We start from the raw sequence: 24,084 nt of genomic DNA on the forward strand, positions 1-24,084 counted from the left end.
CGCCGGACCGCCCGACGAAACAGCCGTAGTGAGTACTCACTTACCAAGCTGGGCGTCGACTGATGAACCGCGCCGCAACGCCGGACCACCCGACGAAACAGCCGTAGTGAGTACTCACTTACCAAACTCAGCCCCAACCGATAACCCGCACCGCAACGCCCGGATCGCCCAACCAGACAACCGATGTGAGTACTCACTTACCACGCTGAGCGTCGACCGATCAGGAGCTGAACCCGTCGGTGACCACCGCGGCCGGGGACGGCATGGCCGCGATCTCAACGCGAAGCGCGGCGGCGCGCAGGCCATGTCCCGACTCGCTCAACAGGGCCCGAGCGGCCGCCGCGACCGCCTCCGGGGTCCGGCCGTCGAACGGCACCGTGCGGGCCACCCCGGCCCCGGTCAGCCGGTCGGCGATCTCGAACTGGTCGCCCATCTGCGGCATGACCAGGTGCGGGACCCCAGCCGTGAGTGCCGCCATCGCGCTGTTCGAGCCGCCGTGGTGCACGAGCAGCGCGCAACCGGGCAGGAGCAGATGATGGGGCACCCAGCCGATGCGGCGGACGTTCGCGGGCAGGTCGGTCAGGGCCTCCGCGCCGCTGCCGGAGACGATCACCTCGGCATCCAGGTCGGCCAGCCCGCGCACGGCGGCGGTGAGCCCGTCGACGCCCTCGGCGATCGGCACGGTGCCCATCGACACCGCGATCCGGGGCCGCTCGGGCGGGGCGCTGAGCCAGCCCGGGGCGGTGCAGGCCGTGCTGTAGGGCACGTAGCGCATCGGCCGCACAGTCGGCCCCGGAGCTTGGGCCCGCAAGCTGGGCGGGCAAGTGTCCACAACGGCGATGGGCTCGTCGGCCGGGCCCAGGGCGGCCAGCCGGTCGGCGACCTCGGCCCGGGCCGCCGCCATCAGGTGCTCGGGCACGGGCAGGCCCCACTCGTGGCGTACCCAGGGCACGCCGGCCTTGGCCGCGGCGACCGGCCCAGCGAACTCGACCGGGTCGCTGACGATCAGGTCGGGTCGCCACGACTGGGTCAGGGCCAGCACGTCCGGGAGCATCCGTTCGGCCACGGCCGCGAAGACGGTCAGGTCGGTCATCGGCTGCCCGGTCAGCGGGGTGCCGCCGGGCCAGCAGGAGAAGAACGTCGCGTCCCCGCCCGCGACCGCGGCGGTCAGCCCGGCCCGGCGGATGCACTGGGTCAGCACCCGCGGCGCGGCCACGATCACCTGGTGACCGTCGAGGTGCAGGCTCCACGCCAGCGGCACCATCGTGAAGAAGTGGCTCGCGGCCGGGTTGACGGTCAGCAAGACACGCATGCACTCTCCAACGACACGGGCAGGTCGTCGATGCGGCGCAGCATCGTGCCGGGCGCCCGATAGCGGACCGGCCCGGCCGCCCGCAGCTCCGGAAACCGTTGCAGCAGCCGGGTCAGCAGCACCGCGCACTGCATCCGGGCCACGGCCGCGCCCGGGCAGTAGTGCCGGCCCGCCCCGAAGCTCAGCGACGGCCCGCGGACCGTACGGGTGATCAGGAACCGGTCCGGCTCGTCGGTGTGCTCGGGGTCGCGGTTGGCCGCGGCCAGCACGGCGTGCACCTTGGTGCCGGCCGGGACGTCGACGTCGCCGTACCGGCGGGGCTCGGTCGCCACCCGTACGGCGATCTGCACCGGCGGGTCGAGCCGCAGCACCTCGGCGACGCACGCATCGCCCAGCGCGGGGTCGTCGCGCACCAGGGCGGCCTGTTCCGGGTGAGCCAGCAGCAGCCGCAGCGCCGCCGAGATCAGGCTGGCCGGCGAGTCGTGCGCGGCCCCGAACAGCATCGCCACGTCGCCGAGCCCGCGTTCCTCATCGCCCGGGTGCTGATCGTGCACGACACCGGCCAGACCCGTACGGCGGCCGCGCAGCTCGGACAGCATCGCCGCCCCGGCGTCCTCGAGCCCCGCCCGCTGCCGCGGTGTGCTTGACGGCTCGAGCACCCAGGACATGGCGCCGACCAGCTCACCCAGGCGCAGCGCCTCGTCGTCGCGTAGCCCGAACATGCGCCCCGTGGTCAGCGACGCGAACGGAACGGCCAGGGCCTCGGTCGCGTTGACCACGCCCTCGGCCAGCCGCGTCGCGAACTCGTCGAGGAGCCGGTCGGTGATCTGCTCGGCGTCCTCGCGATAGCCGTCAGCCCGGCGCGGACCGAGCGATCGGGCGAGCGACGACCGTACGGGGGAATGGGCTTGACCTTCGCGCACGAGGAACGAGCGCAGGGCCGCGGCCCGGAACGACCCCGCGTCCCACCCGGGCGGCAGCTGCTCGGGCGCCTCACCCACGGCCACACAGGTGCGATCGTTGAGCATCCGATGACAGTCGGCATGGCGGGTGAGAAACACCGCGGACCCCAGCCCGGGCCGATCGAGCAGCGTCACCGGGGCCGTCGCACGCAGGGCGGCATAGATCGGGTACGGGTCCGTGGCCGCACGCGGACGCACGATCTCGAGGCACAGTCGCTCCGCCCGCTGCCGATCGGCCTCGCCCCAGAACGCGACGAGCCGGTCGGCGGTCTCGTCGGGCCGCTCCAGCATCGGACTGTGCCCACTCTCCGGCACGATCTCATGCGACGCGCCGGCCGCCTCGGCATAATCCGCCATCTCGGCGTGCGGCCACAGCCTGCGGTCCCGCGCGCCGTGCAACACCATTTTCGGGTACGCGGCCCGGCGCAACTCGGTGCTGCGATCGGTCTCGTGCGCCAGCGACCGCAGCATTCCGCACAAGAACGGCAGCCGTACGCTGTCGAGCCGCCGCCGCCACAGCCCGCGCCGCTCGGCATCGTTGCCGGGCAGGATCCGGGCGATGACCGGCCACATCAGCCCGGCCCCCTGGGTCAGCAGCGCCTCGTCAAAGCTGAGCAGGGTGGCCCGCAGCCGCTCGCTCGACATCTGCGGTCCACAGGCCACCATCGTCAACGACCGAAACTTGGCCGGCTCACGCAACGCGGCGGCCCTGGCCACGAAGCCGCCGAGCGAATGCCCGACTACGTGCGCCGGCTCACCACCCGCAAACGCCTCCACCACCGCCAGCAGGTCTTCCGCATGCCGCTCAACACTGTGCGCGCGCTCGTCGACGGCCTCGCCGCCACCGCGGGGCTCGTCGAAGTCGTCGCTCTCGTCGAAGTGGCCGCTCCCGTTGTAGTGGCCGCTCTCGTCGTAGTGGCCGCTCTCGTCGTAGTGGCCGCTCCCGTCGTAGTGGCCGCTCCCGTCGTAGTGGCCGCTCTCGTCGTAGTGGCCGCTCTCGTCGTAGTGGCCGCGGAAGTCGTAGGCGATGGCCCGGAACCCGGCTGCCGCGATCGCCGGCAGCACCGGCGCGTAGTCGTCGGCCGAGCCCACCAGCCCCGGGCAGAGCACCACGGCGGGCCCCTGATCCCCCACGACCAGCGCCCGGACCGTCCCCCGATAGGTCTTCAGCACCGAGCCACAGTAACGCCCATTCAGGCGTAAACCGGACACCACGCGCCCGAGGGGTCCCGCCCGGGCATGATGTTTTCGCGGTGCCGCCTGCCCGCTGGCGACATGGAGCGGAACGGCCTCGCCGGCCGGTTTGACTAGCATCGGCGTTGTGGCCCCTTCGGAATCCAAGACCTGCGCCTCGTGCGGACGAACGATCACCTGGCGCAAGGCTTGGGCCGACGACTGGGACAACGTCCGCTGGTGCAGCAGCGCGTGCCGCCGGCGCGGTCTTCGCGACAGTGACCGGGATCTGGAGGTCCAAATTTTGACTGCGCTCGACCGTACGCGGCGTTTCCCGCTCACCGGCATCAACGGTGAGCGGGAAGATGTGCGGCGAGCCGCCCGTCGGCTGGCGGCGGCAGGACGGGTTCGATGGCTCCAGAACGGACACCCGGTGGATCCGAGCACCGCCCGGGGAGACGTCGACATCAGCAAGCCGTAAGGCGTTTACGGCGGTGCGCGGCTCGCCCACTGTCGTCGCGGACGACGGCCCGGTCCTGCTTCGTGCGGTAGTGGTCACGGAGCGGGCGGTCAATAGCTCCAGCTGTAGAGGCCGCCACCCGTTTCCATCGCGGTCTTCGCGAGACGGGCAACCTCCCGCAGAACCGCCGGCAGATCATCGTCGGTCATGTCGTCCCCGTCGGCAGCCCGGAGGCGTTCGATCCAGCGGCCCGCGAGTTCTTCCAACTCAGCCGGGCTTGCGTTTGCCAGCGCCCGGGTCAGCCGCGCCGGCACAGCGAAGATCTCAACGCCATCGTTCATCGGCTCTCGGACATAGTCCGGCCATACCCACCTGAAAAGCTGCTCGTCCGTCGGCGCTTCGGCCGAAGGCGCCTCGAAAAACATGTCCCACTCGGCAATGGCCGTGTCCGGCTCTAGAAAACGGCAGCTCACCGAATCTAAGCCCACACCCGGCCCCCGCAGATACGTCGTAGCGGCAGTCACGTTATCAGGGGCGAGGAAGAACACGATGTCGCGGGCCATCCAGGCATGATCGCAGGTCACTGAGCAGACACCGACGTACGGATGTCCTTGCCGCCGATAAATTCACGAGAGATCGACGCTCGTCATTTTTAAATTTCCTGGATGCGACGACAAGGGATTCTGTTGGCATCCCGTCAACAGCTTTCATGTTCCGGAATGTCGCGGCCGGTAGCGCCGCCCTCACCCTATGCAGAGGGGTAAGGGGTCTTTACTTAACCGGTTCGCCAGATTGGCCTGCCACTACTTGCGAGTAACTAAAAATAGCCGACTCTGGCTGGTCGGATAGGTGTCACATGCGGGTAACCTCCTCCGCAGCAATCGATGAGTATGCTCCCGTACCCAGGTCAGTTCGCACTTTTTCATGAAGAAATCTCAGAACGGGGACCGCTCCACATGCCCAGTAGGCCGCTCCGGCCCGGAGACCCACGGCGGCTCGGCGACTATCACCTGCTCGCCCGCCTCGGCGAGGGCGGGATGGGCACCGTCTACCTCGGCCGCGCCCCCGACGGGCAGCCGGTGGCGGTCAAAGTCATCCGCCCGGAATTCGCCGACGACGACGAGTTCCGGGCCCGGTTCCGCAGCGAGGTCAACCGTGCCCGCGAGGTTCCGTCGTTCTGCACCGCCGCCGTCCTCGCCGCCGATTCCGACAGCGACGCCCCCTACCTGGTCGTGGAATACGTCGACGGCCCCAGCCTGCAGGAGATGATCGACGAGCGCGGCCCGATGGCGCCCGGCGACTTGCACAGCGTGGCGGTCGGCGTCGCGGCCGCCCTCACCGCGATCCACGGCGCCGGCGTCATCCACCGCGACCTGAAACCGGCCAACGTGCTGCTTTCACTCGGCCTGCCCAAGGTGATCGACTTCGGCATCGCCCGCGCCCTCGGCGGCAGCACGCACTACACCCGGCCGGGCGATTGGATGGGCACCGTCGGCTACATGGCGCCCGAACGGCTCGACTCGAGCCTGGGTCCCGACTCGCCGGCGGCCGACATCTTCGCCTGGGGTGCGGTGATCGCCTTCGCCGGCACCGGCCGCGCCCCGTTCGGCGGCGACACCCCAGCCGCCGTCGTAACCCAGGTCCTCACCCAGCCGCCAAACCTGTACGGCCTTCCGGCGTCGCTGGCCGACTTGATCGCCGAGGCGCTCGACAAAGACCCGGGCAAGCGGCCGACCTCGAACGAACTGCTGCAACGGCTGCTCCTCGTACAGACGCCGACGCTGCTCACCGTCGACGCACCGAGCCCCATCGCGGCCGAACCGGTCCTGCCCGCCTTGCAGGACCGCCGGAGCGCCGGCCGTTTCGATGCCCGCGACCTGCTGGAACAGATCATCGCCGAGAACCCGTCGCAGCCCCCTTTCGTGGCCGCGCCGATGTCGCCCTCGGCCGATCGCCGCCTCGGCCCGGCGCGGCGCGATCGCTCCCATTCGGGGCCGAACCGCCGACACGCGAGCGGAAAACCGAATCGCGGCCGGAGCCGGCGAATAGTTTTAGGCGCTGCGATCCTGCTCCTGTCCGCGGGCACCGGCGTCGCCCTGGCCTCCGCCCAGAACCCCGGCAACAATTCGTCGACCGGGGCCACAACGACGACGGACCTTCATCCCGACGCGGCGTCACCGGTGGCGGAACGACGCGGCCCGTCGTTCTCCGACCCGCTGACCGCCCCGAACCGCTTCCACGAAAGCGCGGCCGACGGCGGCAGCTGCACGTTCCGCAACTCCCGCCTGCACGTACGAGTCGCCGGCCGGTCGACCTACCAGTGCCCCGGCCCGACTGACGAGTTCAGCGGCGACCAAACCATCACCGTCAACCTCAGCCTGCTCGGCAACGACTCCTGCGCCATGGTCTGGTTCCGCCACCACGAAACCCGCGGCTACCAACTAACTGCCTGCGCCGACACCCTCGAGCTCGAAGAGCGAAACGGCGCGGTGCTGACCTCACTCGGCCGCACCTCCGCAGTCCCACTGACCCCCAACGCACCCCACAACCTATCCATCACGATCAGCGCCATGCACGCCACCGTCTCAGTCGACAACAACCCAGCCGTACAGGCATCAGTCGCCGACCCCGGCCTGGCCTCAGGCCAGGTCCAACTCGGCGTATTCAACAACGACCCGGTCAAGCCGGCCGAGGTGTCTTTCGCCGACATGGAAGTTCGTTCCAACTAAGAAGCCGCCTGTCGGTAATCCCGGCCGCCCCCTGAACCTCCCGCTACTCTCAGACCCCGCGGCACTGGTACGTCGGTCGGGACCCGCGGAACGCTGCGTCGCCGAATGCGAAGATGCCGCCGTCGCAACCGTTCAGCCAGTAGCCGACCGCGGTCGGCGTCACTGACATCCCGGTGACGCGGCCATTGAGCGGGCGGCCCGCCATCGAGCCGAAGAACCCGGCATTGCCGAACGCGAACACGCCGCCGTCCTCAGCGGTCATCCAGTAACCGCCGCCGTCCGGCGTGACGTCCAGGTCAACGACCGGCTTGTTGAGCGGCTTGCCGCCCATCGAGCCGAAGAACCCGGCGTCGCCGAACGCGAACACCCCGCCGTCCTCGGCGGCCAGCCAGTAACCGCGCCCGCTCGCCGTGCTGCCGATCGCGGTCACCGGCTTGTCGAGCGGCTTGCCGCCCATCGAGCCGAAGAACCCGGCGTCGCCGAATGCGAACACTCCGCCGTCGGCCCCCGCGAGCCAGTAGCCCTTACCTGTCGGGGTGACCGCCATGCCGACGACCGGCTTGCTGAGCGGCTTGCCGCCCATCGAGCCGTGAAAGCCCGCGTTGCCGAACGCGAACACTCCGCCGTCGCTGCCGACCAGCCAGTAACCACCGTTGTCCGGGGTCCGCGCCATCCCGATGATGTTGGTGATGCGCACGTTCAAGCCGGGCAGCGAACCGTGGAACGGCGCATCGCCGTAGGAGAAGACGCCGCCGTACGAGTCGACCTGCCAGTAGCCGCCGCCGGTCGACGTGGCGACGACATCCGAGGAGGTGGGCAGCATCGCTACAGTGAACGACGTGGCACCGGTGGCCGTCTGGCCGCTCGGGTCGCGGACTGTGACGGTCACCCGGTACTCGGCGCCGGGGTCGAGCCGGTGCGGGGGCACCTTCCAGGTGAGGCCGGTCTGCGCCGAGGACAGCTCGACCGACGGCCCGGTGACCCGGAACGTGGCGGTGAGGGGATCGCCGTCCGGGTCGGTTGCGGCGACGCTCAACGACGGCATGGTGTCGCCCACGACGGTGCCCTTCCGTGGGGTGACCACCGTGATGCCGGGCTTGCGGTTCGGCAGCGACAATGTCCTGGTCACGCTCGCTGTCGCACCCCTGTTGTCGGTCACCGTCAGCGTCACCGCCGGGGTGGCGGCGTTCCCGAACGAGGCCGTTGCGGTTCGTCCGGTGGCGAACTGGCGCCCGCCGGTCGACCAGGCCCAGGCGGTGATCGTGCCGTCGCTGTCGGATGAGGAGCCGCCGTCCAGGGCGACCCGGTTGCCGGCCCCCGTCAGCCGCGAGTACTGGAACGCCGCGACCGGCTTCCGGTTGCCGGGTACGGGTACCGGCGCCGGGCCGGGAACAGGCGGCGCGGGGAGCACCGGACGCCCCCGCAGATACGTGGCGACCCGGTCCCTGATGGCTGCCTGTCCCTCGCGCAGCGGATGCGCGGACAGCGTGTTGTATTTGCCGCTGGCGATCGTGATGCTCCGCACCCAAGACTTGCCGGTGCACAGTTCGTGGCCCTTGAGGGACTCTTGCACGTCGACATAGTCGACGCCGGCCGCGTCGGCCTCGGCCCGGATCTTTTTGTTCATGGCGACGACAAGATCGTTCATCTTGCCCAGCGACTCGAACGGCGCCCAGGAACAGTGTTTCGTATACGCGGCGAATGAGGTGTCGAAGAGCCGGGGATATCCCACGACGACGAGCCGGCCGTTGGCGACGTGGCTTCGCAATGTGGTGTAGACGCTGCGGAGCTCCATCGTCTCGATCTTCTTGCGGGCCGACGAGATCTCGTCGAAGCATTTGTAGTTCTTGAAGCAGGCCTTGGCCACGGTGGAGAAACCGGCGTCGTTGCCGCCGATGGTCACGGTGGCCAGCGCGGGTCGTGGGCTCATGGCCGCGAGCTGCTGCACCTGGGAACGGTCCGAGTGCTGCCCCTCCGAGACAAGGTGCTTCTTGACCGCGCCCGAGCAGGCGATGTGCCCGGCGATGGCAGACTGCCCGTTGCCCAGCGTCAGGTTGAGCGCCGGGTCGGTGGTGAGCATCCGCGCCCATCCGAGGTCGCTGCGGTGACAGTTCTCCGTCGTGCCTTTGTCATAACCGGAATTTGCGAGATAGGTACCTTCGCCGGACGAGTAGGAGTCGCCCAGCGCCACATAGAAATTCGCGGTTGCCGCGGCGGCCGGCTCCGGATCACGCAGATCGACTGCGATTATTGTGCCGGCGGCCAATACCGTGAGAACGGCCGCGCCGGACTTGATCTTCCATGCCAAGGGAACTCCTCATGACGAGATGGCCGGACGCATTCCATCAATGACGGGGTGCGGACGGCATCGGGTCACGGCCTTGAGCATCGCATCGAATATGGGGAACATTCAGGCTGAACGGCGTACCCCGTCCGCGCCACCGGCCGCGGAGCTCGATCTCGTGCGGAGGTGGGCGGGGGTCACGCGCCTGGGTTGGCGGGGTTGAATTGGCCGGGGACCATGCTCTGCTCGGCCCGGATGATGTGCATCACGGCGTTGATCAAGGCTAGGTGGGTGAACGCCTGCGGGAAGTTGCCCAGGTGCCGCCCGCTGTACGTGTCGATCTCCTCGGCGTACAGCTCGAGCGGGCTCGCGTACGCCAGCAGTCGTTCGCAGAGTTTGCGGGCCTGTTCGACCTCGCCGATCTCGACCAGGGCCGAGGCCAGCCAGAACGAGCAGATCGTGAACGTGCCCTCCTCGCCCGACAAGCCGTCGTCGGTTTCTTCGACTCGGTAGCGCAGCACCAGGCCGTCGACGGTCAGTTCCTCGGCGATGGCCCGTACGGTGGTCCGGATCCGTTCGTCGCTCGGCGGCAGGAAGCGCATCAGCGGCAGGAGCAGCAGTGACGCGTCGAGGGCCTCGGAGCCGTAGCGCTGGACGAACACGCCGCGGTCGTCGACGCCGCGGGCGCACACCTCGGCGTGAATCTGGTCGGCCAGGGTCTGCCACTTGCCGGCGTATTCCGGCTCGTCGTAGAGGCGGGCCAGCCGGGCGCCGCGGTCGAGGGCGACCCAGCACATCACCTTGCTCGACACGAAGTGCTGCGGTTCGCCCCGGACCTCCCAGATGCCGCGGTCGGGCTCCTCCCAGTGCGCGGCCGCCTGTTCGACCTGCTGCTTGAGCACCGGCCAGAGCGATTCGGGCAGTTGCTCACGCGAACGGGCGTGCAGATACACCGAGTCGAGGACGGCGCCCCACACGTCGTGCTGCTTCTGCTTGTAGGCCGCGTTCCCCACCCGTACGGGGAAGGCTCCTTCATAGCCCGAGAGGTGGGGCAGGGATTCCTCCTCGATCTCGCGCTCGCCGCCGACCCGATACATGACCTGCAGCTCGTGGCCGTCGCCGCACGCGTCGTGAATGAAGTAGAAGAAATCATTGGCCTCCCGGTCGAAACCGAGCGTGTAAAGGCCCCACAGCGCGAACGTCGAGTCGCGGACCCAGGCGTAGCGGTAGTCCCAGTTGCGTTCGCCGTGCGGCGTCTCGGGCAGGGCCATGGTCGCCGCGGCCAGCAACGCGCCGGTCGGGGCGTACGTCAGGCCTTTGAGGGTGAGGGCGCTGCGCTGCAGGTAGCTGCGCCACGGGTGGTCCGGGAAGTCGCCCAGCGTGATCCACTGCCGCCAGTACTCGGAGGTGCGTTCCATCCGGTCGCGGGCCTCGTCGAGGGTGCGCGGCGGGGGCAGCGCCGACCAGGACAGCGCGACGAAATGCCAGTCTCCTTCGACCATCCTCGTACGGGCGTGCAGTCCCCGCCCCTCGATGCCGGGCCGCAGGTCGGTGGTCAGGCGCAGCGCGAGCTCGCTGTCGGGGTGCTCGGCCACGACCTCGCCGTAGCCCTCGCCCTCGTAGCGCCAGACGGGCTCACGCCGGCCGTAGTCGAAGACGGGTTCGCAGGTCATCGACAGGTCGACGGATCCGCTGACGCATTTGACCGTACGCAACAACACGTGCTCGGCGTCGTAGTCGGTGGGTGAGCGGCGATGCGTACGGGACCGCTCGTCGACGTTGTGCCAGGGGCCCATGCACAGCGCGTCCCGCACGATCAACCAGCCCGTACGGGTCTGCCAGGTCGTCTCCACCATCAAGCTGCCCGGCATGTACCGGCGGGCGGCCGGCACCATCTCGTCGTACGGGCCGAGCCGGAACGAGCCCGCGCTGCGGTCCAGCATGGTCGTGAACACACTCGGGGAGTCCGGCCGGGGCAGACACATCCATTCGACGGCCCCGTTGGGGGCGACCAGGCAGGTCGCCTCGCAATCGGACAGAAACGCGTAGTCGGCGATCGGCGGGAAAGGGCTCCGGGCCCAGGGCTGCGACGGCGCCTCGCTCATACCGGCGATGCTCGTCGTGCCCGGCGCCGCCCGCCACCGCGGTCCGCTAAATCGAGGCAAACAGACATTCCGCTGCGCGGGGAGACGAAGGCGCTGTCAGACGAGGGCCTTGCCCACCAGGTCGGGGTGGGCCGCTACGAACTGCGGCAACTTCTCCTCCCGTACGGCTCGGAACAGCTGCTGGGCGGCCGGGTCGAGCACCTCGCCGAGGTAGTTGCCGGCTGGGTCGTGGCGGCCGTGGCCCGGGGTGCGCAGCATCGTGATCCGGTCGGGGTTGATGCCGCGCAGGGCGAAGGCCAGGTCGATCGGCTCGGCCGGGCCGGTCGTGACGGTCATCGCGTGCCCGGCCGCGCGCAGCAGCGAGTCCAGCTTGACCGGGTTGGCCGCCAGGTTCTGCCGTTTCGCCTCGGCCGCGATCGAGCCGATGAACTGCTGCTGGTGGGCCTGCCGGCCGTAGTCGCTGCCCTTCACCTTCTTGCGCTGGCGCAGGTAGTCGATGGCGTCCTCGCCGCTCATCTTGCGGCACCCGGCCCGGAACAGCTTGTGCGTGTGGATCGAGCGCACGTCGGCGTCGACGCACACGTTCATGCCGCCGAGGGCCTTGACCACGTCGGAGAAGCCGTAGAAGTCGACCAGCACGGCCGCGTCGAGCCCGGGCAGGCCGGTCAGCTTGCGCACGGTCGCGGCCAGCAGACGTCCGCCTCGTGCACGATCCTGCTCGATCCCCGCCCCGTACGCGAAGGAACTGTTGAGCCGGTCGCGACCGCCGCGGAAGCCCGTGTCGGCGAGCGGCGGGATGTCGACGATGGTGTCGCGGGGCAGCGAGAACAGGTACGCGCGGTCCTTCGCCTTCGGCACGTGCAGCACCATCACCGTGTCCGAGCGGATCATGCCGGTCTGGCCCTTCCGCCAGTCCACGCCGATGAGCAGGATGTTCAGCGCCTTGTCGAGGCTCCACGAGCCCGGGTCGGCGTGATAGGCCGCGGCCTCGCCGAGCAGGTCCTCCCGCGACACCGCGTTGGCATAACGGTCGGTGAGCATCATCCCGCCCGCCCACGCTCCGCCACTGATCAAGACCAGGACCATTCCCACCCGTACGGTCCAACGCGCCCAGCGGGGATCGCGATAGATGCCCAATCGGATCAGCCGGACGAGGCGCTGCGTACGGGCGGCCTTCGCGTCCTTGGTGGTGACGAGGGCCGCCGCGCGCCCGGTCCGCTTGGAGACGTGCCAGCGCAGCCCACTGCCGGCCAGCGCGGTCACCGCGGACTGGATGGTGACCAGGTAGATCAGCTGGCGGTAGCCGATCTGCAGCAACGGCAGCGACCACAGCGGCCCGGCCGGCTCCTTGTCGAGCCGGAACGCGTACGCCGCCACGGCGACCTGAGCCACGTGAATGCCCAGCCAGAACACTGCCTCCAGCCCCGGCGGCCGGAACAGCAGCGAATAGACCAGGTAGACGTCGATGATCGGCGCCAGCAGCGGCTGCAGGATCTGGAACGCCGCCACGTAACCCAGCCCGCGCCGCCCGAACCGCCCGGCCGGCCCTTTCTCGACCAGGGCGTGCCGGTGCTTCCACATCGCCTGCGTCGTCCCGTAGCACCAGCGGTAGCGCTGCCGCCACAGCCCCTTCCACGTGCCCGGGGCCTCCGTCCAGGCGCAGGCCATGTCGTCGTAGACCACCCGCCAGCCGGCCCGCACGACCGCCATCGTCAGGTCGGTGTCCTCGGCCAGGGTGTCGCTGTGCACGCCACCCGCCGCCTCGAGCGCGGCCCGCCGGAACCCGCCGAGCGCCCCCGGCACGGTCGTCATGCAGTCCGCCATCTCGAACACACGCCGGTCCAGGTTGAACGCGACCACGTATTCGAGGTGCTGCCAACGACCGATGATGCCCCGCCGATTGGCCACCTTGGCATTGCCCGCGACGGCCCCCACGGCCGGGTCCGCGAACGAGCGCACGAGCATGCCGATCGTGTCCGGTTCGACGATCGTGTCCCCGTCGATCAGCACCAGGATGTCGTGCCGGGCCGCCGCCACTCCGGCCCGCAGCGCGGACGCCTTGCCACCGTTGCGCCGCCGCAGAACCCGTACGGGAAACTGCTCTTCCACCAGGTCGGCGGTGCCGTCGGTCGAGCCGTCGTCGACCACGATGATCTCGAGGCCGGGATGCTCACTGGCCAGCAGGGACCGAACCGTGGCGACGATGTTGGCCGCCTCGTTGAACGCCGGCACGATGACCGAGACCGGCACCTCGTACGGGGGAAGCGGGTTTTTGCGCCGGCGCCGGGCATGCCGCCACGCGCAGAACGCCTGGATGACCATGCGCGTGCCGGCGAGCGCGGTCGCGAAAATCATCAACCAGAACAGGCCCGTACGGGTCCAGCCCGCCCCCCGCTGCACGAAGGCGAACGCGCCACCCTGCAGCTTGGCTGGCGTGGTGGCCTCGGATGTCGCGCCCGGGACGAGCACCGTGGTGCGACCGTCGGCGGCCAGGCGGGGCAGCAGCAGGTCAAGGGCCTCGACGGTGTTCGACCGGTCCCCGCCCCCGTCGTGCATCAGGACGATCGCACCCTTGGTGTTCGGCGGCATGGCCAGGTTCGCGATCGTCTTGGGGGTCGGCCGCCGCCAGTCGGTTGTGTCCCGATCGGCCAGCACGGTCGTGTAGCCACTGTTACCCGCGTCGGTGATCATGTCGAGCGCCCGCTTGTCGACCTTGGCCGGGGACGCGAGGTAGGGCGGCCGGAACAGCCGGACGTCCAGCCCCGTGGCGTGCGCGACGGCATTCCGGGTCAACGCGAACTCGACCCGCCGCCTCGGCTCAGACATCGTGGCGAGGTCGCGGTGCGTGAACGAGTGCAGGCCGAGCTGGTGCCCCTCGGCCACGATCCGGCGTACGAGCTCCGGGTGCTGGTTGACGTGGGCGCCGACCACGAAGAAGGTCGCCTTGGCGTGGTGCCTTTTCAGCGCGTCGAGGATCTGCGGAGTCCACACGGGGTCGGGCCCGTCGTCGAAGGTCAGCGCCACCGTTCGTGGGGGCAGCCGCTCGGCCACCACCCGGTTGTTGTCGACGCGGATGATGGGACCGTCCACGGCGGAGCCGCGCTCGACGATCTCGGTCTCTCCCGGCGGCACGGTGCCGCCACCCGTCTCACGGGCGTAGTCATCCAGGAAGAGCGTCGCTACCAGGGCCGCCAAGGCCAGCACAAAGATCGACCAGTGCGCCCGCGGGCGCCCGGTGTTGCGGTGTCGCGGCAACTCGGTCAGCCGCTCCTCGCCGCCAGCAGGACGCCGGCCACGATAAGCACCAGCCAGCCCGCCAACGCCGTCCCCACCACGATCCCAATCGCGACGACCACCCGCCGCCGCAACCCCCGCCAGTCAGTAAAAACCGGCTTCTGCGCCACCCGCAGCCGCCGAGTGTCATCGATGTCGCTCATGATCCCCCATGCTGTGCCGAGCGATCCTAAACGACGGTGGTCAACGCCCGCCTCCCAAAAACTGTGCCCTCCCCCACGGTCCGGTCGCAGGTCCTCAGCGCCAACGTGTGTGGGGTTCAAGTCCCCCTCCGGACACAATCGATCATGACTCGAGCTGCGGGTATGTTGTGGGGCTGTTCGCCTGCGCGGTTTGTTCGTCGAGGTCAGTGCTGCCGGGGGTTCAAGTCCGGCCCCACTGTTGCGGAGCACACCGGCGTCGTTCACTCACCTATCGGGGCTCGACGAAGCTGAGCGCTCATCGCGAGGCTAACCCGCTGACGACGCTAGGTGAGGCCGCGCGTCCTTGATACATGGGTGAAGCCCAAGGTCACCCCCAAGTGTTTGACCAGACTCGCCGAGAGCTCCGGGCAGACATTCCCGCCGGCGAGGGCCGCGCAGATATGCGAGGAAAGGCCAAGTACCCCTGGCCGAGTCGGCCGCGCAGCAATATCGCGTCTCCAGCCCGGCTCGGCGGCGATCAGCAGGAGGCTGACATACAGGGCCGGCTTCACGACGTACACGCGGGCGAATATCGCCAGACGGCTTTGGATGCCGGATGTCTCTGCCGAGGCAGGCACCGACGGCGTCGCGCGGTGCGCCTCATCGAGTTATCGGAATCGGTATCTCCCGCTCACCGCAGCCGGCATGCGCCGGGAGCTGCCCGCGCCGCACACGTCGTATGGCCGGAGGCGCGCCCGACGAACTACCGGTGTAGGCCGAAGCCGGAGTCCGGCCTCGGCGGCGGCAGGGACGGTTCGGTCGGCGGCCGCTGGCAGCAGCGGCAGTCATAGTCCTGGCGGATGCGACAAGGTCTGCCGGGCTGCCCAGGCGATTTCGTCGGTCAGCGCTGTGCCGGGCGCGGCTAACGGCATGCCGGGAACTGCGGTGGTCGCGAGCAGGTGAGCTGTCGCGGCCAGGACAGTTTGTGGACGCCCGGCCCGTTCGCTCAGAGCAATGAGCAGGCCCGGTAGGACTGGAAGGGCGTCGGCGAGAGCCGGCAGTCTGATGACCAGGGGGCCGTCGTGGCCTTCGGCTCGGGGGTGCGGCGCTGGTGCTGCGCGCAGATCGAGCAGGACAGCAGCGTCCTGGGTCACCTGCTCCAAGGGAACAGCCGGCGCGTCGGCTTGTCGCCAGAACACCATGTTGCGGATGCCGATGGCGGTCAGAAGGGCGCCGATGGCGGGCAGTTCGTCGCTGTCGGCGACCACCACTGCGCTTCGATCGATCGCCCATTTCCTCCGATGCAATTCCGTCAGGAGGTGGGCGGCCGCCACGACGGCGCGAAGATCGTCGTCGGTGACGACAACGTGCCCTGTGTGTTCGAGGGCCTGACGGACTCGCCAGGCCTGGTCGGCTTCGGTGTGCACGAGGTAGAAGGCGGACACATCGCCGCGTACCGCGCCGAGAGTATGGGCGGACGCGACGAGGTCACCGGCGCGGAGCTGCGCCGTCGACGTGTCGAATCCGAGATCCTCGAGCCGGTGGGCTTGGCCGGCCAGCACGGCGCTCAGTTCGGATCCCCGGGGCAGGCGACTGCCGTCGCTGACCACCAGGATCCGCCGGGAAGCGGAAGTGCTTTTCACCTGCCGAGAACCTCTCACATCTTGATTGCGCCTAAGCGTTCCCGGTGACCGATGTACATGTCAACGCGTTGGACGACGGCCGCCGGCTCTCCTGCGTCACGCCGTCAGGCCTCGCTGTGCGACACAAGTCACTGTCCCCTCGGCCAGCCGGTAGGACAGACCGACGACCGCACAGCGGCCCGCGGACACCTCGTCGGCGAGCAGGACGGAGCGCCCGACGAGTGCTGCGACGGTGCGGCGGATGTGTTCGTCGACGAAGTCGTCGACTTCGGTGAGTCCTTGCGAGCGCCCGGCGAGCACACTGGGCATCACGCGTTCGACGACGTCTCCGATGTAGCCGGGCGGGGCGACGCCTCCCCGTTCGGCGTCACTGGCGGCGGTGACAGCGCCACAGGAGTCGTGGCCGAGGACGACGACCAGTGGTGCGCCGAGCACGGTGACCCCGTACTCGATACTGCCGAGGACTTCGGCGCCGGCCACGTGCCCGGCGGTGCGTACGACGAACAGGTCGCCCAGCCCCCGGTCGAAGATGATTTCGGCGGCGAGACGGGAGTCGGAGCAGCCGAAGAGCACCGCGAACGGGCGCTGTCCGGGTGCTGACTTCGCCCGGCGGTCGGCGTCCTGGTTGGGGTGCAATCGTTCACCGCGGACGAAGCGGGAGTTGCCTTCGAGGAGCACGGTGTACGCGTGGGCGGGGGAGGAAGGACTGAGATCGGCCACGCGGCCAAGCTACCCGGCGGCGCGTCCGCGGGCACGCGGCGGATGGTCTTCATCGCCGAGCGGACGCGGACCTTGGATGCAGCAGTCCTGGCAGGACAAGCTGGCCGCCGGCTTCACCAACTCCGGCTCGATGAGCGGCGACAAGCTGCACACCCTGCAATACCTGTCGCTTCTCGCCGCCCAGCACGGCATGCATTGGATCAGCCTCGGACTGCTGCCCGGCTGGAACACCACCGTGGCCAGCGAGCACGACGACAACCGTCTCGGCTTCTACCTCGGCGCAGGCGCCCAGTCCTGGAACGACCAGGGCCCCGACGCAGCACACAGAGCCGACCTGAACACCGCCCGCCACATCGGCCGCCGCGTCGCCTCCGTGACCCACACCTTCGCCGCCGGACACTCCGCTACGTCAAAGGAGACGGGAGTGCTCAGCCGAGGTATTTCTCCCACGGGCCGGTGATGGCCAGGGTCAGGCCCGGGTCCTGCATGTTGACGAAGAGGACGCGGCCGTCGTCGGTGAAGGTGGGGCCGGTGAATTCTGAGTCGTTGAGTTCGTTGCGGGCGATCGCGTACGTGGGGCCGCCCGGGAAGGAGCTCAGCACGTGCGAGGCGCCGGCGCCGTCCTCGGCCAGCACCAGGCTGCCCCAGGGCGTGACGGAGACGTTGTCGGGGCCGTCGAAGGTCAGGTCGGTGTATTTCGCGGGGGCGCCTTCCTCGGCGGTGACCTGGTGGGGGAAGTACGTGACCAGCTGGATCGTCTCGTTGCGGTAGTTGTAGAACCAGACCATGCCGTCGTGGGGGGCGGCGTCGGCGGGGAGTTCGCCGTCTTCCCAGGCGTACGAGTTGACGACGTAGACGCCCTCGTCGGTGCCCCACACGCCTTCGAACTTGCGGCCGCGGGTGACCTGGTCGTTGGTGAACTGCTCACGGACGGGCTTGGTGCGCGCGTCGCGCTCGGGGACTTCGATCCACCGTACGGGGAAAGGTCGTCCCAGCTGGGCCGAGGTCAGGTAGGCGACGTCGGGCAGGACCGAGCCGTCGTCCATGATGATCTGCATGGCGGCCAGCGTCCCGGCGTTGGCGGGCAGGCGGGTCAGCACGTGCGGGCCGACCTTGACGCCGCGCGGGGCGGTCCAGCGGTAGAACAGGCCGTTGGGCTGGTCGGCGTCCTCGGAGAGGTAGATGTGGGTGCGGTCCTTGTCGATGGCGAGGGCCTCGTGGGCGTACCGGCCCAGGCACTTGATCGGCCGCGGGTCGGTGGTGCCGTCGGACCAGACCTCGAAGACGTAGCCGTGGTCCTTCTGGAAGACGCCCGTACGGCCTCCCTCCTCCCACTTGTCGCCGGCCCGGTCCTCGGTCTCCTCGCAGGTCAGCCACGTGCCCCACGGGGTCGGGCCGCCGGCGCAGTTGGAGACGGTGCCGGAGATGGCGACGAACTCGCCCAGGTTGCGGCCGGCCCGGTCGGTGGTGATGACCGTGCAGCCGCCGGCGTCGAGGGCGCCCGGGTCGTAGACGGTGCCCTTGATGTGCGGCACGCCGAACTCGGCGCCGGGGTCGTTCTCATGGTTCTGAATCAGCGTGTAGCGGCCGCGGCCGCGGCCGGCGTCGAAGACCGCCATGCCGTCGTGGTCGGAGGGGGTGACGCCCTGGCCGCGGTCGAGCTTGGTGACGCCCGTACGGGTCACGATGGCGTACTTGAAGCCCGTGGGCAGGGCCAGAATGCCGTCGGGGTCGGCGACGAGCGGGGGAAAGGGGACGCGGTCCTTCTTAAGTGGGTGGGCCTGGGCCAGCGAGGGAACGGAACCGGCAACGGCAAGACCGACACCGGCGGCGGCGCCACCGGCGAGAAAAGTGCGACGAGAAGCAGGCATGCCGATCAGCCAACCGTCATGGACCAACACCGATACGCCGCTCAGGTGAGGGCTCGGCGACGCGGGTGTGAAGAGTCCGCGTGCCTCAGGGGGTGACGGTCGCGCTGCCCCGGGTGACGAGGTGCTCGAGGACTGCCGAGCCGGGCATCGGGCGGGCGAAGTAATAGCCCTGCCCGTACGTGCAACCCATCTCGACCAGGCAGCGGGCCTGCTCGGCGGTCTCGATGCCCTCGGCCACCACGTACAGCTGGTAGGCCTGGGCCAGGCGCACCACGGCCTCGGCGACCGCGTACGTGCCGGGGTCGGTGTCGATGCCGGTGACGAACGAGCGGTCCATCTTGAGCACGGTCACCGGCAGCGTCCGCAGGTAGCTGAGCGCCGCGTAGCCGGTGCCGAAGTCGTCGACCGAGATGCCGATGCCCATCTCGCGCAGCGTGTTGAGCCGCTCGACGGTCTGGTCGTCGGGCTGCAGCACCACGCTCTCGGTCAGCTCGAGCACCAGGCGATCGGCCGGGAACCCGGTCTCGTCGAGGATGTCGCGGATCGTGGCGACCAGGTCGGCCTGCACGACCTGCCGCGCGGAGAGGTTGACGCTCACGTACAGCTCGTCGAGGCCGGGGTGCTCGGCGCGCCACCCGGCCGCCTGCCGGCACGCGTCGCGCAGCACCCACTCGCCGATCGGGATCACCGCGCCGGTCTCCTCGGCCAGGTCGATGAAGGCGCCCGGCATCAGCAGGCCGCGGGTCGGGTGGTTCCAGCGCACCAGCGCCTCGACGGCCGTCCGGTCGCCGCCGTGCAGGTCGACCACGGGCTGGAAGTGCACGACGAGCTCGTCGTTCTCGACCGCGCGGCGCAGCTCGGCGTCGCGGGCCTGGGTGTCCAGCTCAAGGTTGTAGACGCGGAAGTGACCGCGGCCGGAGCGCTTGGCGGCGTACATGGCGGCGTCGGCGTGGGCCATCAGCTGGGTCATGTCGGTGGTGGTCTCGTCGTGGAAGGCGACGCCGATGCTGGCCTCGACGCTGAGCACCAGGTCCCCGAAGATCACCGGCGTGCGCAGCGCGTCGACCAGCCGCTGGGCGATGCCCTCGGCGGCGGCCGGGCTGGGCAGGGCGGGCAGCACGACGGCGAACTCGTCGCCGCCGAGCCGGCCCGCGGTGTCCCCGGAGCGGATCACGGCCCGCATCGCGGCCGCCACCGCCCTGAGCACAGCGTCGCCGGCCTCGTGCCCGTACGCGTCGTTGATCGGCTTGAAGCGGTCGAGGTCGATCAGCAGGACGGCGCTGTACCGGCCCTTGCGCGGCGGCTGGTGGGTCACCTCGGCCAGCCGCTCGGCGATCAGGGCCCGGTTGTAGAGCCCGGTCAGCGGGTCAGTGACGGCCAGGCGGCGGTTCTCGCGCTGGGCGTACATCTGCCGGGCGATCACCAGGCTGGTCAGCACGACCGCGCCGAACATCATGCCGCCCAGCGGATAGAACGTCTGCTCGCGGGCGACGAAGGTCATCAGCCCGTACGCGAGGGCGACCGCCCCGTACGGAAGCCAGCCGAGCCGGCCCCGGCGGCCCTGGTGCACGCCCTGGCCCAGGCCGTCGTGCTGCAGGCGGCGGTGCACGGCCAGCAGGGAGAGGAAGGCGCCCGCGGCCCACAGCACGTACGGCCAGCTGCCGGGGCGGAAGTAGGTGTCGAACTGCACGTACGCGATGGTGAACGTGCTGTCGGCGATCACTTTGAGCGCCATCGAGCCGCTGAGCAGCCCGATCACCGAGTCGATCTCGGGGCGGCGCAGCAGCAGGGTGATGAACGCGAAGACCAGCAGCAGGTCGAGCACCGGGACGGCGGTCGAGAAGACGAGCACCTCGAGGTCGGCCCCCGGCATCTGCACGAGCGGGCCGATCTCCAGATACCACAGGGCCATGCACGCGCCGGCCACGATGATCAGCGAGTCGATGCCCAGCTTGAGGCGCTCGGAGCCGCTGCGCTGCCCGACCGGCATCACGAGCAGGCCGGCCACGACGAACGGGATGGCCGTGGAGTACACGTAGTCGGACAGGGCCGGATACGACGGCAGGCCGGGCAGGTAGTGCTGGGCCAGCGAGGCCGCGTGCGCCACCACCTGGGCCACGAAGGAGACCTCGAGCAGGATCCAGGCCCGGCGCTCCCGCCGGTCCAGCCCGTTCTTGCGGATCACCCGCCACCCCAGCACCGCCGTCAACAGGGTGACCGGGATGTAGGCCACGTCGTTGAGCAGCTTCGCCTGGTCGTCGCTGCCCCACCCGGTGACGTACTGCACCAGGATCGTCGCGAGCACGGCGCCCGACCCCCACACGGAGGCGGTCAGCAGCCGGGACGGGCGCGCACGCAGTTCTGCCATAACCTCCAAGATCGGTGCAGCAGGCCCCGGACTGCGCGGGTATTCGGTTGCGAGCCGGGTGCAAACTCGCTCAGACCGGCACCGAGAAGGCGACGCGGTACCCGCCGTCGGGGCGGGGGCCGGTTTCGAGGGTGCCGCCGGCCAGCCGAGCCCGCTCGCGCATGCCGACCAGCCCGTGACTGGCCCGCGCACCCACCTCGATCGGCCGGGGCGTCTGGGCCGGCAGCTCGTTGACGACCTCGACGAGCAGCTCGTCGGCGGTGAGCGTGACGGTCACCCGGGTCGCCGCGCCCGGGGCGTGCCGGATGACGTTGCTCAGCGACTCCTGCACGATCCGGTACGCGGTCAGGCCCAGCGGGCCGGGCACGGCCGTGAGGCCGGCGGGCACGTCGAGCGTCACCGGGACGCCGCCGAGGCGGGCCGACTCGGCCAGCTCGGCCAGGTGGCGCAGGTCGGGCGCCGGGCGCAGGGTGGCGTCGTCCGCCTCGTCGCGCAACAGGGCCAGCAGCCCGCGCATCTCGTGCATGGCCGACCGGGTGCCGGCCGCGATCCGCCCGAACTCGGCCCGGGCCGGGGCGTCGAGGTCGCGGAGCCGGTACGACGCCGAGGTCGCCTGCATGTGGATGACGGCCATGCTGTGGGCGACGATGTCGTGCAGCTCGCGGGCGATCCGGTTGCGCTCCTCGACGAGCGCCCGCTGCGCCTGCTCGACCTCGACGTCGCGGCGGGCCGCGGCCAGCTGCCGGTGCACGGCGCCGCGCTGCCGCCAGGCCATCGCGGCGAACAGCACCAGCATCGCGTTCAGCGGGAAGAGGATCAGCGTGGCCTCGTCGTCGGTGAACACGGTGGCGGGGCCGAGCAGGGCCAAGATCAGGGTCAGCAGCACGCTCGACCACCAGACCACCACGGCCGTACGCCAGGTGTGCCGCAGCCCGATCCAGCCGACGTGCGCGGCCAGCACCACCAGGGCCGCCTCGGGCAAGGGGCGGGCCCAGGCGGCCAGGGCGACCCCGGCGAACTGCAGCAGGGTGGCGAGCCAGGGCCGCCGGACGGCCAGCGGGAACGCGGCGCACTGGACGGTCGCGGCCACGATCGCGACCAGCATCATTCACTCCGGCTGCCCGCGCCGACCAGGGCCGGGGCCTCGGGTTCGGGCATCCGACGGGAGCGGCGGCGGCCCCACCACCAGCGGGCCAGCTCGCCCAGCCCGGTGATCGAGAGCGCCAGGCCGATTCCCATCGCCAGCCCCAGCGCCGGGTTGGACTCGAAGGCGGCGCCGCCGAGATAGCCGATGAGCCCGGAATACGTGGCCCACAAGGCAGCCGCGATCGCGGTGAACAGCGAGAACTTGGCCAGCGGGTAGCCGGTCGCGCCGCTGGTGGTGACGACCGCGGTGCGGCCGCCCGGGATGAACCGGGCCGCGATGATCAGCGCTCCCCCGCGGCGGTGCAGGTGCGGGGCGAACTTGTCGGCGAGCCGGGCCAGCCTGCCGTCCCGGCCCCGTTTGCGTACGAGATGGCCGAGCCCGTACCCGACGTGATCGCCGATGAAGGCGCCTACGGCGGCCAGCACGATGATCAGCGGGAGCGACGGAATGCCGGACACGGCGAAGACCGCGGCCGCGATGACGACGGTCTCCGACGGGACGATCGGCAGGAACGCGTCGAGCAGGGCCAGCACGAGGATGGCCAGATAGATGACCGGGGAGGTCATCACGCTCTCGAGCCAGCTCATCAGGTCCATCGCGACCTCTCCTCTCCTTCGAGCACCCACGCGCACAGCCCGACGACCACGAGCACGAGCGCGAGCAGGATGCGTTCGGCAAGACCCGCGTACGGGGGAAGGCTTTGATCGAGCAGGACGGCGGGCCCGTTGACGACGGCGAACGCCAGGCACGCGGTCACGGCCGACCAGCCCGCCGCCCACAGCGCCCGGACCCGGCCGGTCACCTCACGACGCCCGGCCAGATGGGCCACCAGCAGGGCGATCAACGGCGGCAGGGCGGCCATCGCACCCGCACCGACCCGGTGGATGACCGCGGCCGGCCCGGCCTCGGTGCCGGGCAGGTTGGTGGGGAAGACGGCCAGCGCGAGCAGCGACACCGACCACGCCCCCAGCAGCACGGTGAGCAGGCCGGAGCGGGGCAGCGCGCGCCGGGCGCCGGCCAGCAGCCAGGCCCCCGCCGCGGCCAGCCCGCACGCGGCCAGGGCGAGCAGCACGGCGCCGGGCACGGTCGAGATCGAGTCGCTGAGCATCTGGTTCATCGGGTCGACGTGACCCACCACAAGCAGCCCCGCCCCGGCCACGGTAGCCAGGGCCAAACTCAGCTGGGTGTGGCGATACCAGCGGCTGGTGCGGGCTTGAACGGTCGCGGTGGTCACGGGGCCTCGTCGGGGATGCGCATCAGAGAAGTGCCCTTTCGCTGGTGATAGCGCTTCATGGCCAGGTGGAAGGCGAAGACCGGCACGGCGACGGCCCCGGTCAGCAGGAAGATCCCGCCGGGCAGCGCGAGCAGGCCGGAGAGCTGGGTGCCGAGGAGCGCGCCGAGACCGATCAAGAGCAGCCCCCGTACGGCGGCAGTGGCCCCCACCCAGGCGGCGAACCGGCGGTAGGAGATCCGTTGCAGCCCGGCCCACACGAACGCGGGCAGCGCCAGCACATCGACGATCTTGGCCGTGATGACCAGCCGGGGCAGCGGGACCTCGGCCAGCCGGGCCAGCTTGAGCTTGCGCAGCCGCGCGGCCACCCAGGGCCGGCGCGCGGCCCGGCCGATCAGGTAGAGCAGCGTGTCGCCGAAGACCTCGGCCAGCACGACGATCAGCCAGATGGGCCAGAACTTGGCCGCGCCGGCCGCCACGAGCGTGCCCGCGGTGATCGTGGCGGCCGGCCCCTCCAGCAGCACGAGGGGACCGAGCACCAGATACGGGTGCTCGAGCACGGCCTGCGTCAGATCCATGCCAAAAGAGTCGGGGCAGGGTCACGACCCGGGCGTCCCTCCGCGGGGCCGTTCGCCGTAGCTCCGTCGTAGGGGGTCCGCTGGT

18 protein-coding genes are annotated in these 24,084 nt (G+C 70.2%); 3 read left to right on the forward strand and 15 right to left on the reverse strand.

Annotated elements, in window-relative coordinates:
- Positions 1-220: 220 nt before the first annotated feature.
- Together JKJ07_RS01245 and JKJ07_RS01250 are read right to left on the reverse strand one after the other, a co-directional pair.
- Positions 221-1,312, reverse strand: a complete 1,092-nt coding sequence (locus JKJ07_RS01245) for a nucleotide disphospho-sugar-binding domain-containing protein (RefSeq protein ID WP_202989274.1) — start codon at positions 1,310-1,312, stop codon at positions 221-223.
- Positions 1,297-3,447 (reverse strand): alpha/beta fold hydrolase, encoded by a 2,151-nt coding sequence (locus JKJ07_RS01250; RefSeq protein ID WP_202989275.1) that lies wholly within the window; start codon positions 3,445-3,447, stop codon positions 1,297-1,299. The genes JKJ07_RS01245 and JKJ07_RS01250 overlap by 16 nt, the downstream gene beginning before the upstream one ends.
- 148 nt (positions 3,448-3,595) lie before the next feature.
- Between JKJ07_RS01250 and JKJ07_RS52165 the strand changes: the two genes are divergently transcribed.
- Positions 3,596-3,928 (forward strand): DUF2256 domain-containing protein, encoded by a 333-nt coding sequence (locus JKJ07_RS52165; protein WP_202989276.1) that lies wholly within the window; start codon positions 3,596-3,598, stop codon positions 3,926-3,928.
- Between the two features lie 89 nt (positions 3,929-4,017).
- Here JKJ07_RS52165 and JKJ07_RS01260 read toward each other — a convergent pair whose 3' ends face one another.
- A complete protein-coding gene (locus JKJ07_RS01260) occupies positions 4,018-4,470 on the reverse strand; it encodes a hypothetical protein (RefSeq protein WP_202989277.1) in 453 nt (150 codons plus the stop codon).
- A gap of 393 nt (positions 4,471-4,863) precedes the next feature.
- Between JKJ07_RS01260 and JKJ07_RS01265 the strand changes: the two genes are divergently transcribed.
- Positions 4,864-6,636 (forward strand): serine/threonine-protein kinase, encoded by a 1,773-nt coding sequence (locus JKJ07_RS01265; RefSeq protein ID WP_202989278.1) that lies wholly within the window; start codon positions 4,864-4,866, stop codon positions 6,634-6,636.
- Positions 6,637-6,685: 49 nt separating this feature from the next.
- Here JKJ07_RS01265 and JKJ07_RS01270 read toward each other — a convergent pair whose 3' ends face one another.
- From JKJ07_RS01270 to JKJ07_RS01295, 6 genes are all read right to left on the reverse strand, one after another.
- The gene (locus tag JKJ07_RS01270; RefSeq protein WP_202989279.1) at positions 6,686-8,944 is read right to left on the reverse strand and encodes an SGNH/GDSL hydrolase family protein; all 2,259 of its coding nucleotides are present in this window, start codon (positions 8,942-8,944) and stop codon (positions 6,686-6,688) included.
- Positions 8,945-9,117: 173 nt separating this feature from the next.
- The gene (locus JKJ07_RS01275) at positions 9,118-11,025 is read right to left on the reverse strand and encodes a glycoside hydrolase family 15 protein (protein WP_202989280.1); all 1,908 of its coding nucleotides are present in this window, start codon (positions 11,023-11,025) and stop codon (positions 9,118-9,120) included.
- A gap of 96 nt (positions 11,026-11,121) precedes the next feature.
- Positions 11,122-14,280 carry an LCP family glycopolymer transferase gene (locus JKJ07_RS01280; protein ID WP_202989281.1) on the reverse strand — a complete coding sequence of 1,053 codons (3,159 nt, stop codon included), beginning with the start codon at positions 14,278-14,280 and terminating at the stop codon, positions 11,122-11,124.
- 5 nt (positions 14,281-14,285) lie between these two features.
- Positions 14,286-14,462, reverse strand: coding sequence for a hypothetical protein (locus JKJ07_RS01285; protein ID WP_202989282.1), 177 nt, complete (start codon positions 14,460-14,462; stop codon positions 14,286-14,288).
- Positions 14,463-15,286: 824 nt separating this feature from the next.
- Complete coding sequence (locus JKJ07_RS01290; protein ID WP_202989283.1) at positions 15,287-16,084, reverse strand: hypothetical protein; 798 nt, start codon at positions 16,082-16,084, stop codon at positions 15,287-15,289.
- A 96-nt stretch (positions 16,085-16,180) separates the two neighbouring features.
- Positions 16,181-16,804 (reverse strand): carbonic anhydrase, encoded by a 624-nt coding sequence (locus tag JKJ07_RS01295; RefSeq protein WP_202989284.1) that lies wholly within the window; start codon positions 16,802-16,804, stop codon positions 16,181-16,183.
- 76 nt (positions 16,805-16,880) lie between these two features.
- Here JKJ07_RS01295 and JKJ07_RS01300 point away from each other — a divergent pair, with 76 nt between their 5' ends.
- Positions 16,881-17,264, forward strand: a complete 384-nt coding sequence (locus JKJ07_RS01300) for a flavodoxin family protein (RefSeq protein ID WP_202989285.1) — start codon at positions 16,881-16,883, stop codon at positions 17,262-17,264.
- Here the strand turns inward: JKJ07_RS01300 and JKJ07_RS01305 are convergent.
- The 6 genes from JKJ07_RS01305 to JKJ07_RS01330 all read right to left on the reverse strand — a co-directional run bounded on the left by JKJ07_RS01305 (position 17,233) and on the right by JKJ07_RS01330 (position 23,999).
- A complete protein-coding gene (locus JKJ07_RS01305; protein WP_202989286.1) occupies positions 17,233-18,675 on the reverse strand; it encodes an alkaline phosphatase PhoX in 1,443 nt (480 codons plus the stop codon). The genes JKJ07_RS01300 and JKJ07_RS01305 overlap by 32 nt on opposite strands.
- 85 nt (positions 18,676-18,760) lie before the next feature.
- Entirely contained in the window at positions 18,761-21,043 is a 2,283-nt protein-coding gene (locus JKJ07_RS01310; RefSeq protein WP_236028156.1) for a putative bifunctional diguanylate cyclase/phosphodiesterase, read from the reverse strand.
- Positions 21,044-21,113: 70 nt separating this feature from the next.
- The gene (locus JKJ07_RS01315) at positions 21,114-22,148 is read right to left on the reverse strand and encodes a sensor histidine kinase (RefSeq protein ID WP_202989287.1); all 1,035 of its coding nucleotides are present in this window, start codon (positions 22,146-22,148) and stop codon (positions 21,114-21,116) included.
- Positions 22,148-22,786, reverse strand: coding sequence for a DedA family protein (locus tag JKJ07_RS01320; RefSeq protein WP_202989288.1), 639 nt, complete (start codon positions 22,784-22,786; stop codon positions 22,148-22,150). Before JKJ07_RS01320 ends, JKJ07_RS01315 begins: the two co-directional genes overlap by 1 nt.
- The gene (locus JKJ07_RS01325) at positions 22,777-23,424 is read right to left on the reverse strand and encodes a DUF998 domain-containing protein (RefSeq protein WP_202989289.1); all 648 of its coding nucleotides are present in this window, start codon (positions 23,422-23,424) and stop codon (positions 22,777-22,779) included. Before JKJ07_RS01325 ends, JKJ07_RS01320 begins: the two co-directional genes overlap by 10 nt.
- Positions 23,421-23,999, reverse strand: coding sequence for a DedA family protein (locus tag JKJ07_RS01330; protein WP_202989290.1), 579 nt, complete (start codon positions 23,997-23,999; stop codon positions 23,421-23,423). Before JKJ07_RS01330 ends, JKJ07_RS01325 begins: the two co-directional genes overlap by 4 nt.
- Positions 24,000-24,084 lie beyond the last annotated feature (85 nt).

The organism is Paractinoplanes lichenicola (assembly GCF_016785085.1).
Taxonomy (GTDB): domain Bacteria; phylum Actinomycetota; class Actinomycetes; order Mycobacteriales; family Micromonosporaceae; genus Actinoplanes; species Actinoplanes lichenicola.

Excerpts from the sequence above, each read along its gene's own strand:
- JKJ07_RS01245 (WP_202989274.1), bottom strand. The coding sequence starts at position 1,312 with ATGCGTGTCTTGCTGACCGTCAACCCGGCCGCGAGCCACTTCTTCACG.
- JKJ07_RS01260 (WP_202989277.1), bottom strand. The coding sequence starts at position 4,470 with ATGGCCCGCGACATCGTGTTCTTCCTCGCCCCTGATAACGTGACTGCC.
- JKJ07_RS01265 (WP_202989278.1), top strand. The coding sequence starts at position 4,864 with ATGCCCAGTAGGCCGCTCCGGCCCGGAGACCCACGGCGGCTCGGCGAC.
- JKJ07_RS01275 (WP_202989280.1), bottom strand. The coding sequence starts at position 11,025 with ATGAGCGAGGCGCCGTCGCAGCCCTGGGCCCGGAGCCCTTTCCCGCCG.
- JKJ07_RS01285 (WP_202989282.1), bottom strand. The coding sequence starts at position 14,462 with ATGAGCGACATCGATGACACTCGGCGGCTGCGGGTGGCGCAGAAGCCG.
- JKJ07_RS01300 (WP_202989285.1), top strand. The coding sequence starts at position 16,881 with ATGCAGCAGTCCTGGCAGGACAAGCTGGCCGCCGGCTTCACCAACTCC.
- JKJ07_RS01305 (WP_202989286.1), bottom strand. The coding sequence starts at position 18,675 with ATGCCTGCTTCTCGTCGCACTTTTCTCGCCGGTGGCGCCGCCGCCGGT.
- JKJ07_RS01310 (WP_236028156.1), bottom strand. The coding sequence starts at position 21,043 with ATGGCAGAACTGCGTGCGCGCCCGTCCCGGCTGCTGACCGCCTCCGTG.
- JKJ07_RS01315 (WP_202989287.1), bottom strand. The coding sequence starts at position 22,148 with ATGCTGGTCGCGATCGTGGCCGCGACCGTCCAGTGCGCCGCGTTCCCG.
- JKJ07_RS01320 (WP_202989288.1), bottom strand. The coding sequence starts at position 22,786 with ATGGACCTGATGAGCTGGCTCGAGAGCGTGATGACCTCCCCGGTCATC.
- JKJ07_RS01330 (WP_202989290.1), bottom strand. The coding sequence starts at position 23,999 with ATGGATCTGACGCAGGCCGTGCTCGAGCACCCGTATCTGGTGCTCGGT.